Genomic DNA, 14,601 nt, shown 5'->3' with positions numbered 1-14,601 from the left:
GGCGGGGTGCCGGGAGGTGGCTGAAGCGCCACCGGTCTTGGCATATTGCTGCATCGAACACCCGCGCAGCCACGGGGAGAACCGTGCGTACGAACAGGGAGATGCGTCGCCTCGCCGACGCCCTCATCGAACCCATCCGAGTGCCGGTTCCCGCGGATCCCGAGGTCATGTTCCAGGCGGTCGTCGAGTCGGCCGTCAAGTGGCGGGGCCGCAAGATCGTCGTCCACCGGGAGGTGTTCCCGCCGCACACCGCCAGCGGACTCTGGCTGGAGGGCGAGACGCACGACGACGTCGTCGTCGACCGGCGCGCCGCCGTCTGGCACCAGATCGTGATCTTCTGCCACGAGGTGTGGCACATGCACCAGCGGCAGACCGCCGCCCGCCAGGACGACGGCAGGGCCACCGCCGCGCGCACCGACTTCACACTCGCCGACGAGCAGGAGGCCGACCGCTTCGGCATGCTGATGGGCCGTCGGCTGCGCACCTGGCTGGAAGCCCCGGCGGACTCCGTGTACGCGGACCGGGGCGGCGACCCGCAGGACCTCGCGGGCCGTATCGGGGCCGCGCTCAACTACCGCGGGACCCGGCGATGAACGCACTGACCAACTACCTCAGCGCCGGCCTCCTCGGCTTCGGCCTGCTCCTGAAGTCACCGGACCTGCTCCGCCACCGGCACGACCCCTACCTGCGCTCCCTGTGCACGGTCCTCGCCCTGGCCGGCCTCTGCTTCGTCCTCGGCGCCCCGCCCACCGTCGGCGCCGTCAACCGGATCAGCGGCATCCCCAACCTCGCCGCGCCGGTGACGTACGTGACGATCACCGCGTACAGCGCGGCCTCCCAGGTGCTGGTCGTCCGCTGGCGCGGCGGTCCCGGGGTGCGGCGCACCACCCGGCGCTGGGTCCTCGCCTACGCCGCGGTCGTCACCGGCATCGTGACCATGTTCGTCCTCGGCGACGCCCCCGTGGAGCGCCGCACCGACCTGGACACCTACTACGCGAGCACGCCGTACATCCGCGAGATGATCCTGCTCTACCTGCTCGCGCACCTCACCGCCGTCGGCTTCACCACCGTCTCCGCCCTGCGCTGGGCCCGCCAGGTGCACGGCTGGCTGCGCGCCGGCCTGGTGACGCTCGGCCTCGGCACCCTGTGCGGCGCCGGGTACAGCGTCACCAAGCTCATCGCCGTCGTCGCCCGCTGGAACGGCCTCGACTGGTCGGCGCTCGACCACAGCGTGTCCCCGGCCGCCGCCGGTCTGGGCGCCCTCGTGACGGTCTTCGGCATCCTCATCCCGCTCGCCGGGCCCCGGCTGACGGAGTGGCGGCGGGCCCGGCGGGCGTACCTGCGCCTCGCACCCCTGGAGCGCGAACTGGACGACATCCTCGCGCGCCGTGCCCTGCGCCTGCCCCGCCCGCGCTGGGCGTCGCCCGCGACCCGGCTGGTGTGGCGGCAGACCAGCATCCACAACGCGCTGAGCTATCTCGACGCGTACGTCGACCGGGAGCTGTACGACGAGACCCTGCGCGCCGCGCTGCGCACGACGGGCGATCCGGAGCGGGCCGCGGCCATGGCGTGGGCGGCGGTCATCGCGGCGGCGGTGCGGGACGCCGGGAACCCGGCCGTGGTGCGCCACCCCGCGGACCCGGCGGCGGTGCGGGACGCCGCGGGTCCGGCGGCCGTGCGGGACGCCGCGGGTCCGGCGGCCGTGCGCGACGCCGCGGGTCCGGCGGCCGTGCGCGACGCCGCGGGTCCGGCGGCCGTCCGGCCGCCCGAGGCGCCGCCCGACCGGTTCCCCGACCGGGCGCCCGACCCGGAAGCGCTGGTGGACATCGCCGACGCGCTCGTCGATGTTCTCGCCACCGGCGCGCCGCCGCGCGGCGCCGACGGGCCGCAGCCGGTGCCGGCCGCGCGGGGCTCGCGCGCATGAGCCTCGTCGTGTACGTGGCGGCCGTGGCGCTCGCGCTGTCCGCCGTCGTGCTGTTCCGGCGGCCACCGCGGCCCGTGCGCAACCCGCTGACCGTGTCCACCTGTGTGGCGATCCTGCTCGGCGCGCTCGTGTTCTGCTGCTCGGCGCCGGCGACGCTGGCCGCCGTCAACGAGCTGACCGGCGTCCCCAACTTCGGGGCGCCGCTGACCTACGGCATGCTCTCGGCGTACAGCTGCTCGCTGCTGATCCTGCTGATCAACTGGCGGGGCGGGGCCCGCGACCGGGTGCGGCGGCTGATCCGGGACTGCGTCGTCGCCTACGGCCTGCTGATCGTGGCCATCGTCGCGCTGTTCGCCCTCGCGGACGCGCGCACCGAGCGGCTGACCGACCTCGACACGTACTACGCGAACACGCCGTTCATGCGCGAGATGATCGTGCTGTATCTGCTCGGGCACACCGCGGCCATGGTGGCGATGTGCGCCGTGTGCCGGAAGTGGGGCCGCGAGGTCACCGGGCTGCTGCGCGCGGGACTGCGGCTGATCCTCATCGGGGCGCTGCTCGACCTGGTGGGGTTCCAGCTCGCCAAGTACACTGCGGTCGCGGCGCGTTGGACGGGGCACGACCTCGACTTCCTCTCCACGAGCGTGGCGCCGCCGATGGCCTCCCTCGGGGCGCTCGTCTGCTCCGCCGGGTTCGTGCTGCCGCGGCTGCTGCCCGCCGCCGTGGCGCACTGGTGCGGGCTGCGGGACTACTGGCGGCTGGGGCCGCTGTGGTCGCGGGTGGCGTTCGTGTCGACGGCCCCCAAGCCGCCCACGTCCTGGTGGCAGCTCCCGCTGGAGCGGCTGCACTGGCGCGAGGTCGCCATCCATGACGCGCTGCTCGCCCTGGCGCCGTACTTCGACGAACGGGTGCGGCAGACGGCGCTGTCGGCCGCCCTCGGCGACGGCCGCTCGCCGCACGAGGCGCGGGTCGCCGCGGAGGCGGCCATGCTCGCCGCCGCCGCGCACCGGGCCGCCGCCCGCGAGGCCCCGCTGGCCACGCCCAGCACCTACCGCCTCCACGCCACGGAGGTCTCCGGCGCCGGCGGCCTCGTCGAACTGGCCCAGGCCCTGGGCCGAACCCCTCCCTGGGGGACGGGGCGTGAAGGTACGGTGAGAGCTTTCCAGGACTAGGGGGGTATCCCATGGCGGAGTGCGAGGAGCCCCGTGTCGCGTAGAGGTGTCGTCATCGGTGCCGGTCTGGCCGGCGTCCTGGCCGCGGCGGCGCTGTCCACCGTCGTGGACGAGGTCGTCCTCTGGGACCGTGACGACCTGCCCGACGGGCCGGAGCACCGCAAGGGGCTGCCGCAGGGCCTGCACGCGCATCTGCTGATGGCCGGGGGCCTGGAGGCGATGGAGGCCCTGGTGCCGGGGGTGAGCATCCGGGAGCGGCTGCTCGCCGCGGGCGCCCGGGAGGTCTCGCTCGCCTCGGGCATGGTGTCGCTGGGCACGGAGGGCTGGTTCCGGCGCTGGCGCGGGCCGGGGCCGCGGATGCTGTCGTGCAGCCGGGCGCTGCTCGACTGGGTGGTCCGGGACGCGGTGCTCGCGCACACCGCCGTGCGGCTGCGCAAGGGGCAGGTCGTCGAACTGGCCGGTGACCGGCGGCGGATCGAGGGCGTACGGGTGTCGACGCCGGACGGCGACGAGGACCTCCACGCGGACTTCGTGGTCGACGCGAGCGGCCGGGGCTCGCGGGTGAGCGGCTGGCTCAGGGCGGTCGGCGTCACGGACGTGCGGGAGCGGACCGTCGACGCGGGGCTGGTCAACGCGACCCGGATCTACCGCATACCCGAGGGCGCGGAGGACTTCCCCGTCACGGTCCTCAACGCCGACCCGTACGGGTCCCGGCCCGGCCGCAGCGGGATGGTGCTGCCGATCGAGGGCGGCCGGTGGATGGCGAGCCTCGCCGGTACGCGCGGCGGCGAGCCGCCGTCGGACCCGGACGCCTTCCTCCGGTACGCGCTGGAGTTGCCGCATCCCCTCGTGGGCAGGCTGATCTCCGGCGCGGAACCCCTGACCGGCGTCCACGTCAGCCGCTCCACCAGCAACCACCGCCGCTATGCGGAGAAGGCGCGGCACTGGCCCGAGCGGTTCGTCGTCCTCGGGGACGCGCTGGCCGGCTTCAACCCGGCGTACGGGCAGGGGATGTCGGTGGCGGCGCTCGGCGCGCGGGTGCTCGCCCGGGAGCTGGGCCGCACGGGTGTCGACGAGCCCGGTCTCGCCCGGCGGGTGCAGCGGGGGGTCGCCGGGGTCGTGGAGGCGGCCTGGACCCTGGCCGTCGGGCAGGACATCTGGTTTCCCGGGACGCGCGGCGGCAGTCCGGGCCTCCCGGACCGGCTGATGATGCGCTACACCCGCCGCATGATCCGGGCCACCACCGGCTCCTACAGCGCGGCCACCGCCGTCTGGGACGTCACCAGCATGACCGCGGGGCCGACTCGGCTGCTGCGTCCCCGCGCGGTCCTCGCCGCGGCGATCGGCCCGGTCAAACCGCCTTTGACCGGGCCGCCGTTGAGTGTGGAGGAGCGGAAGGTGGCGGGGTTGCCGTAGGGCGCCGTGGGCCGGAGGTCTCAGCCGGCGAACGCCGGCTGGGGAAAGCCCTGGCCCGCTCCCGGGATGACCAGGAGGGAGCCCGAGAGGGGGTGCGGGCTGGGGAGGCCGACTCTGGCTGTGGTGATGTAGAGGTCCCTCAGGTCGGGGCCGCCGAAGGCACAGGCGGTGACTCGGGGGGTGGGGAGGGGGATCTCGCGGTCCAGGGCGCCGGTGGGGGTGTAGCGGCGGAGGGCGGCGCCGTCCCAGAGGGCGACCCAGACGCAGCCGTCGGCGTCGACGGTGAGGCCGTCGGGGAAGCCGGCGCCCTCCTCGATCTCGGCGAGGGGACGGCGGTTCACCACGCGGGGGCCGTCGACGTCGAAGACGTCGACGCGGCGGGTCGGGGAGTCGATGTAGTACATGCGGCGGCCGTCGGGGCTCCAGCCCGTGCCGTTGCTCACCGCGACGTCGTCGAGGACGACGTCCACCGTGCCGTCGCCGGTCACCCGGGACAGCGTGCCCCCGCCCGGCGCCTCGTCGTAGCGCATGGTGCCCGCCCACAGCGCGCCGTCGGGGGCGACGGCCGCGTCGTTGGCGCGGCGGCCGGGGACCGGCTCGTGGTGGAGCCAGCGGAAGCTGCCGTCCGGGTCGAGGAGACCAACCCCGTCGCGGAGGTTGAGGACCAGCCCGCCGCCCGCGCGTGGCTTCACCGCGCCGATGTGCTGCTCCGTCGTACGGACCGTGCGGCGGCCCGTCGACGGGTCGTAGCCGTGGATGCGGGAGCCGAGGATGTCGATCCACAGGAGGCGGCCCCGCGCCGCGTCCCAGGTCGGGCCCTCGCCCAGGGTGGCCTCGGCACGGACCGCGACCTCGATCTCGTACGTCCTCATGCCACGCTCCGGTGGCCGAGCCGCTCGGAGAGTTCCGCGGCGCCCTTCGCGGCGAGCTCTTCCAGTTCCGCGCGGCGCTCCTCGCTCCAGCGGATCATCGGCACGGAGATGGAGAGCGCGGCGACGACCTGGCCGGTGCGGTCGCGGACCGGGGCGGCCACACAGCTGACGTCCGGGTTGGACTCACGGCTCTCCACGGCGATCCCGCGGCGGCGGATTTCGGCCAGGGCCTCGCGCAGCGCGGCCGGTTCGGTGATGCTGTTCGGCGTCATCGCGACCAGCTCGGCGTCGTCCGGGACGCGGGCCGCGAGTTCCTGCTCCGGGAGGGAGGCAAGCAGCATCTTGCCGACGGACGTGCAGTGCGCCGGAAGGCGGCGGCCGGCCGCGGAGACCATGCGCACGGCGTGCGTGGAGTCGACCTTGGCGATGTAGATGACGTCGGTGCCCTCGAGGATCGCCACGTGGACCGTCTCGTCGCAGGTCTCGGCGACGGACCGGGCGACCTGCTGGCCCTCCGCGGCGAGGTCGAGCTGTTCGGCGTACCGGCTGCCGAGCTGGTACGGCCGTACGCCGAGCCGGTAGCGTCCGGGCTGGCCGGGCACCTGGACGATGTACGACCGGGCGGCGAGCGTGGTGACCAGCTCGTGGACGGTGGTGCGGGGCAGCTGGAGCTTGCGCACGATGTCGGGGGCGGACAGCGTCCCGTCACCGTCGAGGAAGAGCTCCAGGATGTCGAGAGCCCGGGTCACGGCAGGTACGAGGCGTCCCACGACCGGCCCCCTCCCTGTGTTCGAGATTTCAACAGATGGTCGGAATAGCGAACACAGGCTACTCATGGAGTCTCCGGCGGGCAATGGTCCCGCGTCAGCTCCCCGCGCCGGTTCCGGCCCTCGGTTCCGGCCTCGGTTCCGGCCTCGGCTCCCGCCTCAGCTCTGCCGTAGATACGCGAAGGCCTCCCGCAGCAGGTCGCGGGCGACCGCGGGCTCACGCCGCTCCTCCGGCAGGTCCGTGTACGCGAAGAGCGCGGAGCGCATCGCGCCGACGGCCGCCCGTGCCAGCACCGCCGCGCGCAGCGGCGTGGCCGTCTGCGGGTCCTGCGCGGTCAGCCGCTCCAGCAGCGCGTCCGCGAGGCCGGTCTCGAACTTGCTGAGCACGGGCAGGAACTGGCGTACCTGCCGGCCGGGGAAGTGCTGCGGCGGCCCACTGAACATCAGGCCGACCCCGCCGGCGGCGGTGAGCTCCAGCGCCGCGCCGAGCACGGCGGCGTACGGGTCCTCCGCGGCGGGGCGGGCGACGACCTTGTCCCGGACGACCGGGATCAGGTCCAGGATCTCGTCGAGGACCAGGTCCTCTTTGGACGGGAAGTAGCGGAAGAAGGTCCGCTCGGTGACCCCGGCGGCTGCGGCGATGTCCCGCACGGTCGTCCGCGCGTACCCCCGCTCCTCGAACATGCGGTGGGCCGCCTCCTGGAGCGCCTTGCGGGTCGCCGCCTTGTGCGCCTCGCGGCGGCCCCGTGGCTCGGCGGCGGGGGTGTCGAGGGTTGCCATGCGAGGAGTATCGCAGGCTCAAAACCGACGGCAAAGAATCTGTCAGTCATGACACTTTCGCTATGCTGTCAGTCATGACACTTTTACGGAGGAGGCGTGTGTCCCCGCCCGGGGCCCGGTCCGGCACGCGCCCCGGGCGACGGCCGGCGTCACGGCCGGTACCCCGCAGGGCGCGTCTCGTCGCGCTCGCCACCGTCGGCGCCGTACTGGCCGTCGGCGGGATCGCGGAGGCGGTGGCCCGCCACTACACGGCCGACCGCTTCGCCGACCGGATGGAGAAGCGGCTGCACACCGGTCTCGACGTGGGCTTCGGCCCCACGCCGGTGACCTACCAGCTGGCGCGCGGCTCCTTCCCGCGCGTGGAGGTCGAGGGCGAGGGCGCCACGTTCCGCCGGTTCAGCGGGGTGGACCTGCACGCCGAGCTGGCCGACGTGGTCCGTACCGGCGAGGGACTGTCGGTGCGCGACAGCCGGGTCAGCGCGGAACTGGCCGACGCGGCGCTCGCCGAGGCGGTGTCCACCATGACCGGCGGCGCGCTGGGCCAGGCGGCCGTGACGACCGACCCGGCCGCGCGCGAGCTGGTGGTGCACGCGGGGCCCGCCGGGCGGATCGCCGTCGGATTCCGGCCGGAGCTGGAGAAGGACGGCATCCGGTTCGAGCGCACCGGCGTACGGATCGGCGACCGGGTCGTCCCTGACTCCCTCGCCTCCCAGCTGCTCGGGGACACCCCGCAGGAACTCGATCTGTCCGGGCTGCCGCTCGGGCTGGAGCCGGAACGCGTCGCGGTCACCCCGGACGGGCTCCGGCTGGAGCTGACGGGAGGCCCGGCGACCGTGAAGGCCTGAACCTCCTCCCCCTCCTCCCCTTCTCCCCCTTCTCCTCTCCCCCTTCCCCCCTTCTCCTCCCCCCTGCTTCCTCCTCCCTCCCGCACCTGCCACTACTGCACGAGGAGCATTTCCGTGGCGACTTGGCTCTACCGGCTCGGGCTCGGCGCCCACCGCCGCCGACGGCTGGTCCTGGCGGCCTGGCTGGCCGTCCTGGCCGCCGCCGTCGGCACGCTGATCGCCGTCGGCGGCAGACTCGACAACGAGTTCACGATCCCCGGCTCCGAATCCCAGCAGGCGCAGGACACGATGGCGGAGGACTTCCCGGCCGCCGCCGGCACCAGCGCCCAGATCGTGTTCACCGCGCCCGAGGGGTCGAAGATCACCGACCCGGCGGCGGCCCGGGCGGTGCAGCACACCCTGACCGCCGCCCAGGACGCCCCGCAGGTCGCCGCCGTCATCCCGCCGGACAAGGCCGGCACGGTCACGCCCGACGGCCGTACCGCCCTGGCCCAGGTCAACTACGACGTCACCCGCTCCGACCTCGACGACGGCACCCTCGACGCGCTGGAGGACACCGCGAAGGCCGCAGAGGAGGCGGGCCTGGAGGTCTCGGTCGGCGGGCAGGCGTACGGCAACGGCGTCCTCACCCCGAGCGTCCTCGAACTGCTCGGCGTGGTCGTCGCTCTGGTCGTGCTCGCCCTCACCTTCGGCTCGCTGCTCGCGGCCGGGATGCCGCTGTTCACCGCGTTCGTCGGGATCGGCACCGGGCTGGTGGGGCTGCTGGCGGTGTCCTCCGCGGTGACGGTGTCCTCCACCGCGCTGAGCCTCGCGCTGATGCTCGGGCTCGCGGTCGGCATCGACTACGCCCTGTTCGTGCTCTCCCGGCACCGCACCCAGCTCGCCCAGGGCATGGACCCGCGCGAGTCGGCGGGGCGGGCGGTCGGCACGGCGGGCAGCGCGGTGGTGTTCGCGGGGACGACGGTGATCATCGCGCTGGTCGGGCTGGCCGTCGTACGGATCCCCTTCCTGACCGTGATGGGTCTCAGCGCGGCGGCGACCGTGCTGATCGCGGTCCTGGTCGCGGTCACCTTGCTGCCCGCGCTGTTCGGCTTCGCGGGCGCGCGGCTCGCACCCCGGCCGGGATCGCGGGCGGCCCGCCGGGCGGCGGCCATCACCCACGGGAACCAGGACGCCGAGAGCCCCGCCGAGCCGGAGGGCCCCGGCACGCCGGAGGGCAGGACCCCCGAGGCCGACCGCCCGGAGGCCGAACACCCGAAGGCCGAACACGCGGAGGGTGAGCGTTGGGAGGGCGAGCGTCCCCCCGCCGTCATGGGCCGCCGCTGGGCCGGGCTCGTCACCCGCCGCCCCCTCCTCTTCCTCCTCGCCACGGTCGCGGCCCTGGTGACCGCGGCGGTGCCCGCCGCCGATCTGCGCCTTGCCCTCCCCGACAACGGCAGCGCCGCGCACGACACCCCGCAGCGCGAGACGTACGACACGATCGACGAGGCCTTCGGGCCCGGCTTCAACGGGCCGCTGCTGGTGCTCGCCGAGGCCGACACCCCCGGGGAGTCCGGGCAGCGCCAGGCGGGGGCGGTGGCCGCGCGGCTGAAGGAGCTGCCGGGCGTGGTGAAGGTCGGGCAGCCGCAGTACGCGCCGGAGTCCGGGCGGGCGGTGATCTCCGTGGTCCCCGACGGCGGACCGCAGGACGACGCCACCAAGGACCTGGTCGACGCGATCCGCGCCGACGCGGACACCATCGAGCGGGAGACGGGCACCACGGTGTCCGTGACCGGTACGACGGCCATCGGCATCGATGTCTCCGACCGGCTGCGCGCCTCGCTGCTGCCGTTCGCGGCGGTCGTCGTCGGGCTGTGCCTGATCCTGTTGCTGCTGGTGTTCCGGTCGCTGGTGGTGCCGGTGAAGGCGACGGCCGGCTTCCTGCTGTCGGTCGGGGCGTCGTTCGGCGCGGTGGTGGCGGTGTTCCAGTGGGGCTGGCTCGCCGACGCGCTGGGCGTGGCGCGGACCGGGCCGGTGGTCAGTTTCCTGCCGATCGTGCTGATGGCGGTGCTGTTCGGACTGGCCATGGACTACGAGGTGTTCCTGGTGTCCAGCATGCGCGAGGAGTGGGTGCGCACCCGCCGGGCCCGGGACGCGGTGGTCGATGGGGCGGCGCACGCCTCGCGGGTGGTGACGGCGGCGGCGCTCATCATGTTCTTCGTCTTCGCGAGTTTCGTGACGTCGGAGGACGCCATCGTCAAGCCCATCGCCTTCTCGCTGGCGTTCGGGGTGCTGGTGGACGCCTTCGTCGTCCGGATGACGCTGGTGCCGGCGGTGCTGGCCATGGTGGGGCGCGGCGCCTGGTGGCTGCCGCGGGGTCTGGACCGGGTGCTTCCGGACCTCGACATCGAGGGTGCGCGACTGCACGGGAAACCATCCGCGGAGAAAAGTGAAACACCCCACGAAGTCTCCGTGAGCCACGTCACCGCCGACTGAAATCGAGACCCGACTGGCTGAATTACTCACGCATAAATCAGGCCTGCTTTCCGGGACCCCGGAAGGCAGGCCGTCGTTTTTCGGCCCCCATTGTTTCCGGTGAGGAAATTACCTCCGGAATATTTGATTCCACCGGAGAACCTGTGTTTGACTGAGGCTACGAAACCTCGACTACTCGGCCTGACCTGCGCAAAGTCGCGCGGCGCCGAGTTCTCAGGCGCTTTTGCCGCGCCTTCATGCACGATTCCCCCTCCTACCCTCATACGGCCTTTTGCCGTGCCCAAGAAAAGGAATCAGGCATGCACCTCGAAGAAAAGATTGCCCCTGCTCCGCGTGGTCTGCGCGCCGCCGCCAGGCCCGTCATCACCGGCTCGTCACATTCGTTTCCCGGCACCCGCAGCAGCCAGGACGAACTGTGGCAGGACTTTTTCCACGAGCACTACGAAGGCTTTCCGCTGGCCCGCCGGATATTCCAGAATTCCGGAATCAGTTCCCGCTCCACGGCCGTCGACCCGCGCGCCGAGAAGGAGGTCTCCCGGTGGAGCACCGGGCAGCGGATGGCCCGCTACATCGAGGAGGCCGTCCCGCTCGGCAAGCGCACCGTCACCCGGGCCCTGGAGTCCGCCGGCCTCGCCCCGCAGGACGTCGGCCTGCTGGCGGTGGCGTCCTGTACCGGCTACACCACGCCCGGCCTGGACTTACGGCTCGCCGACGAGCTGGGCATGAGCAGCAGGGTCCAGCGGCTGTTCATCGGCCACATGGGCTGCTACGCCGCCGTGCCCTCGCTCGGCGCGGTCTCCGACTTCGTCGCCTCCCGTGGCCGCCCGGCCGTGCTGCTCTGCCTCGAACTCACCTCGCTGCACGTCCAGCCGCCCTCCAAGGACATCGAGCAGATCGTCGCGCACGCGCTGTTCGCGGACGCCGCCGCCGCGGTCGTCCTGGAGCCCGACGCGGGCAGCGGCTACGAGGTGATCGACGTCGTCGCGGTCACCGACCACACCACCGCCGACCACATGAGCTGGCAGATCACCGACCTCGGCTTCAAGATGGGCCTGTCGCCCAAGGTGCCGGACGTGCTCGCGAGGCACGTCGGCGAAGTCGTCCGCGACCAGCTGCTCGCCCCGCACGGGCTCACCCCGGAGGACGTCACCGGCTGGGCCGTGCACCCCGGCGGCAAGCGCATCCTGGAGGTCGTCGGCGAGCGGCTGAAGCTGCCGGCGGGCGCGCTGGACGCGTCGTACGGCGTCCTCGACGAGGCGGGCAACTGCTCCTCGCCCACCGTGCTGATGGTGCTGGAGCGCCTGCCGCGCAGTGACGGGCCCGTGGTGGCGATGGCCTTCGGGCCCGGTCTGACGCTGTACGCGGCGTTGCTGCGCCGCGCGTAGCGCTCCGCCGGGTGCCGTGTTCCTGTGCGTCGGCCGTGTGCTGTCGTCTGTTGTCCGCGGCGGCGTCATGGCTGGTCGCGCCCACGCGGCGGAGCCGCCTATCGACACAGCCCCGCGCCCCTCTGTGGCGCGCTTCCGGCACCCCCTTCCCCGTACGACCCCGCATCTCAACGGACGCACGGAAGGAAACGCCTCTCATGCCTCATCAGAACCAGCCGGGTCAGGTCTTCGTGACCGGGACCGGGCGGTGTGGTTCCACGCTCGTCTCCGAGTTGTTGCGTGAGCATCCTCAGGTGCTCAGCCTGTCGGAGCTGTTCAACCACCTCACGGACATGTACCGGCTCACCGCCCGGGTCTTCCCCGAAGGGAAGGTCACCGCCGGGGAGTTCTGGGGGATCCTGTCCTCCCGCAACGCCGTCAACCGGCTGCTGACCACACACGGACTGGCCCCCAAGGAAGTCCTCTACCGCCCGTCGCCCGCGACCCGCTTCCAGGCCGACACCGGCATCCCGGCCGTCCTGCTAACCACCCTGCCGCATCTGAGCGAGACCCCGGACGAGCTGTACGACGAGCTGGAGGCGGCCGTCGCCGGGTTCCCGGAGGCGGTCGTCGGCGAGCACTACGCCCGCCTGTTCTCCTGGCTGTGCGCCCGCTTCGGCAAGTCCCTGTGGGCCGAGCGCAGCGGCGGCTCGCTGATCCTCGCCGGGCAGTTCCGCGACCACTTCCCCGGCGCGCGCTATCTGCACATCGTGCGCGACGGCCGGGACACCGCTCTGTCGATGAGCCGCCACAACGGCTTCCGGATGGCGGCCGTGGTGATGGCCCTGCACCTCACGCTCGGCCACGACCCGTACGCCGAGGAGCCGGCCGGTGCCGGTGAGCGGGACCTGGGCTTCGTACCGGAGGAGCTGGCGCCGTTCCTGCCGGAACGTTTCGACGCGGCGGCGGTGCGCGACTACCGCATCCCCACCTCGCTGTTCGGCACCTACTGGTCGGACGAGATGAAACGCGGCATGGAGGCGATGGCCGCGCTGCCGCCGGAGAACGTGCTGCACGTCTGGTACGAGGACCTGCTGGCCGAGCCCGGTGAGGAACTGCGCCGGATCGCGGAGTTCCTCGGGCCGGACTTCGTGGACTCCGACTGGGAGAGCCGGGCCGCGGCCAAGGTGGGCGCGCCCTCCTCCACCTGGCGGGACCTGCCCGCCGCCGAGCGCGCGGAGCTGGACGAGGCGTGCGCGGCCGGGTTCTCGGTGCTCGCCGCGCACGGTGTGGTGCCCCGGGCCGGGACTGCGACTCCGACGGCCGGTACGACAGCCCTCACGGCCGGTACGGCGGCCCCGACGGCCGGTACGGCGGCCCCGACCGTGGGGAGCGGCGCATGAGAACTCCCCCCACCCCCGGCGCCACCGTCTGGCTGACCGGGCTGCCCAGCTCCGGCAAGACCACCCTGGCGCAGGCGCTGGCCAGCCGGCTCACCCGCGAGGGGCACCGGGTCGAGGTGCTGGACGGCGACGAGATCCGCACCTTCCTCAGCGCGGGCCTCGGCTTCACCCGCGAGGACCGCGACACCAACGTGCAGCGCATCGGGCTGGTCGCGGAGGTGCTGGCCCGCAACGGCATCCTCGTCCTGGTCCCGGTGATCGCGCCGTACGCCGACAGCCGCGAGGCGGTGCGCAAACGGCACGAGGCGAGCAACACCCCGTACTTGGAGGTGCATGTCGCCACCCCGCTCCAGGTGTGCGCGGTCCGTGACGTGAAGGGCCTGTACGCGCAGGCCCGCGCCGGGCGGCTGTCCGGGCTGACCGGCGTCGACGACCCGTACGAGCCGCCGCAGGCGCCGGACGCCCGGGTGGAGACCCAGCTCCAGTCCGTCGCCGAGTCGGTGGACACCCTGCACGCGCTGATGGCCGAGCGGGGGCTGCTGTGACGGCCGCGACCGGTTTCCTGACGCACACCGACGTGCTGGAGTCGGAGGCGGTGCACATCTTCCGCGAGGTGGCCGGGGAGTTCGAGAAGCCGGTGCTGCTGTTCTCCGGCGGCAAGGACTCGGTGGTGATGCTGCATCTGGCACTGAAGGCGTTCGCGCCGGCACCGCCGCCGTTCGCGCTGCTGCACGTGGACACCGGGCACAACTTCCCCGAGGTGCTGGCCTACCGCGACCGTGTGGTGGCCGCCCATGGGCTACGGCTCCATGTGGCCTCCGTACAGGACTACATCGACCGCGGTGTGCTGCGCGAACGCCCCGACGGCACCCGCAACCCGCTGCAGACCCTGCCTCTGCTGGAGGCCATCACCGGCGGCGGCTTCGACGCGGTGTTCGGCGGCGGGCGGCGCGACGAGGAGAAGGCCCGCGCCAAGGAGCGGGTGTTCTCGCTGCGGGACGAGTTCGGCACCTGGGACCCGCGCCGCCAGCGGCCCGAGCTGTGGCAGCTGTACAACGGCCGCCATCTGCCCGGCGAGCACGTCCGGGTCTTCCCGCTCTCCAACTGGACCGAGCTGGACGTGTGGCACTACATCGCCCGCGAGCGGATCGAGCTGCCGTCGATCTACTTCGCGCACGAACGGGAGGTGTTCCTGCGCTCCGGGATGTGGCTCGCGCCCGGCGCGTGGGGCGGCCCGAAGGACGGCGAGCCCGTGGAGCGGCGCCGGGTGCGCTACCGGACCGTCGGCGACATGTCCTGCACCGGAGCGGTGCTCTCCGAGGCGGCGGACGTGGAGCAGGTGATCGCCGAGATCACCGCGTCCCGGCTCACCGAGCGCGGCGCCACCCGCGCCGACGACCGGCTCTCCGAGGCCGCCATGGAGGACCGTAAACGCGAGGGGTACTTCTGACATGACGGCAGACGTGTGGGCCTACGGCCACCCCCCGCATTCCACCGCCGCCCTCATGATGCGCGGCATCTTCCAGGAGGCCAGGTCCCGGCTGACCAGCGGGTCCCCGGCCGCCGTACAGGAGGGACACCCG

13 protein-coding genes are annotated in these 14,601 nt (G+C 73.2%); 10 read left to right on the top strand and 3 right to left on the bottom strand.

All coding sequences use genetic code 11. The features are described from left to right. Nucleotides 1–83 precede the first annotated feature (83 nt). Genes ACIG0D_RS03495 through ACIG0D_RS03480 form a run of 4 tightly spaced genes read left to right on the top strand, consistent with a single transcriptional unit; the run spans nt 84 to nt 4,512 of the window. On the top strand, nt 84–593 hold the full coding sequence (locus ACIG0D_RS03495; RefSeq protein ID WP_399795995.1) for a toxin: 510 nt from the start codon (nt 84–86) through the stop codon (nt 591–593). Beyond that, nucleotides 590–1,924, top strand: a complete 1,335-nt coding sequence (locus ACIG0D_RS03490) for an MAB_1171c family putative transporter (RefSeq protein ID WP_399795994.1) — start codon at nt 590–592, stop codon at nt 1,922–1,924. Before ACIG0D_RS03495 ends, ACIG0D_RS03490 begins: the two co-directional genes overlap by 4 nt. Then, nucleotides 1,921–3,096, top strand: a complete 1,176-nt coding sequence (locus ACIG0D_RS03485; RefSeq protein WP_399795993.1) for an MAB_1171c family putative transporter — start codon at nt 1,921–1,923, stop codon at nt 3,094–3,096. Before ACIG0D_RS03490 ends, ACIG0D_RS03485 begins: the two co-directional genes overlap by 4 nt. Before the next feature lie 33 nt (nt 3,097–3,129). After that, a complete protein-coding gene (locus ACIG0D_RS03480; RefSeq protein ID WP_399795992.1) occupies nt 3,130–4,512 on the top strand; it encodes an FAD-dependent oxidoreductase in 1,383 nt (460 codons plus the stop codon). Between the two features lie 20 nt (nt 4,513–4,532). Here the strand turns inward: ACIG0D_RS03480 and ACIG0D_RS03475 are convergent, their stop codons facing one another. From ACIG0D_RS03475 to ACIG0D_RS03465, 3 genes are all read right to left on the bottom strand, one after another. Continuing rightward, nucleotides 4,533–5,384, bottom strand: coding sequence for an SMP-30/gluconolactonase/LRE family protein (locus ACIG0D_RS03475; RefSeq protein WP_399795991.1), 852 nt, complete (start codon nt 5,382–5,384; stop codon nt 4,533–4,535). Then, on the bottom strand, nt 5,381–6,154 hold the full coding sequence (locus ACIG0D_RS03470; RefSeq protein ID WP_399795990.1) for an IclR family transcriptional regulator: 774 nt from the start codon (nt 6,152–6,154) through the stop codon (nt 5,381–5,383). Before ACIG0D_RS03470 ends, ACIG0D_RS03475 begins: the two co-directional genes overlap by 4 nt. A gap of 156 nt (nt 6,155–6,310) precedes the next feature. Further along, nucleotides 6,311–6,931 carry a helix-turn-helix domain-containing protein gene (locus ACIG0D_RS03465; protein WP_399795989.1) on the bottom strand — a complete coding sequence of 207 codons (621 nt, stop codon included), beginning with the start codon at nt 6,929–6,931 and terminating at the stop codon, nt 6,311–6,313. 98 nt (nt 6,932–7,029) lie between these two features. Between ACIG0D_RS03465 and ACIG0D_RS03460 the strand changes: the two genes are divergently transcribed. From ACIG0D_RS03460 to cysD, 6 genes are all read left to right on the top strand, one after another. Further along, the gene (locus ACIG0D_RS03460) at nt 7,030–7,776 is read left to right on the top strand and encodes a DUF2993 domain-containing protein (protein WP_399795988.1); all 747 of its coding nucleotides are present in this window, start codon (nt 7,030–7,032) and stop codon (nt 7,774–7,776) included. A gap of 114 nt (nt 7,777–7,890) precedes the next feature. After that, the gene (locus ACIG0D_RS03455) at nt 7,891–10,251 is read left to right on the top strand and encodes an MMPL family transporter (protein ID WP_399795987.1); all 2,361 of its coding nucleotides are present in this window, start codon (nt 7,891–7,893) and stop codon (nt 10,249–10,251) included. Nucleotides 10,252–10,550: 299 nt separating this feature from the next. Then, nucleotides 10,551–11,636, top strand: a complete 1,086-nt coding sequence (locus ACIG0D_RS03450) for a type III polyketide synthase (RefSeq protein WP_399795986.1) — start codon at nt 10,551–10,553, stop codon at nt 11,634–11,636. 197 nt (nt 11,637–11,833) lie between these two features. Next, nucleotides 11,834–13,018: a sulfotransferase family protein gene (locus ACIG0D_RS03445; RefSeq protein ID WP_399795985.1), complete on the top strand. Its 1,185-nt coding sequence runs from the start codon at nt 11,834–11,836 to the stop codon at nt 13,016–13,018. Beyond that, nucleotides 13,015–13,563: an adenylyl-sulfate kinase gene (gene cysC, locus ACIG0D_RS03440; protein WP_399795984.1), complete on the top strand. Its 549-nt coding sequence runs from the start codon at nt 13,015–13,017 to the stop codon at nt 13,561–13,563. The genes ACIG0D_RS03445 and cysC overlap by 4 nt, the downstream gene beginning before the upstream one ends. Further along, nucleotides 13,560–14,468 (top strand): sulfate adenylyltransferase subunit CysD, encoded by a 909-nt coding sequence (cysD, locus tag ACIG0D_RS03435; protein ID WP_399795983.1) that lies wholly within the window; start codon nt 13,560–13,562, stop codon nt 14,466–14,468. The genes cysC and cysD overlap by 4 nt, the downstream gene beginning before the upstream one ends. The last annotated feature ends 133 nt before the right edge of the window (nt 14,469–14,601 follow it).

Source organism: Streptomyces sp. NPDC052773 (genome assembly GCF_044547145.1).
Lineage (GTDB): Bacteria > Actinomycetota > Actinomycetes > Streptomycetales > Streptomycetaceae > Streptomyces.
Note: the sequence above shows the minus strand (reverse complement) of the source record. Positions and strands in the feature narration are given on the sequence as shown.

Excerpts from the sequence above, each read along its gene's own strand:
- ACIG0D_RS03490 (WP_399795994.1), top strand. The coding sequence starts at position 590 with ATGAACGCACTGACCAACTACCTCAGCGCCGGCCTCCTCGGCTTCGGC.
- ACIG0D_RS03485 (WP_399795993.1), top strand. The coding sequence starts at position 1,921 with ATGAGCCTCGTCGTGTACGTGGCGGCCGTGGCGCTCGCGCTGTCCGCC.
- ACIG0D_RS03475 (WP_399795991.1), bottom strand. The coding sequence starts at position 5,384 with ATGAGGACGTACGAGATCGAGGTCGCGGTCCGTGCCGAGGCCACCCTG.
- ACIG0D_RS03465 (WP_399795989.1), bottom strand. The coding sequence starts at position 6,931 with ATGGCAACCCTCGACACCCCCGCCGCCGAGCCACGGGGCCGCCGCGAG.
- ACIG0D_RS03450 (WP_399795986.1), top strand. The coding sequence starts at position 10,551 with ATGCACCTCGAAGAAAAGATTGCCCCTGCTCCGCGTGGTCTGCGCGCC.
- ACIG0D_RS03445 (WP_399795985.1), top strand. The coding sequence starts at position 11,834 with ATGCCTCATCAGAACCAGCCGGGTCAGGTCTTCGTGACCGGGACCGGG.
- cysC (WP_399795984.1), top strand. The coding sequence starts at position 13,015 with ATGAGAACTCCCCCCACCCCCGGCGCCACCGTCTGGCTGACCGGGCTG.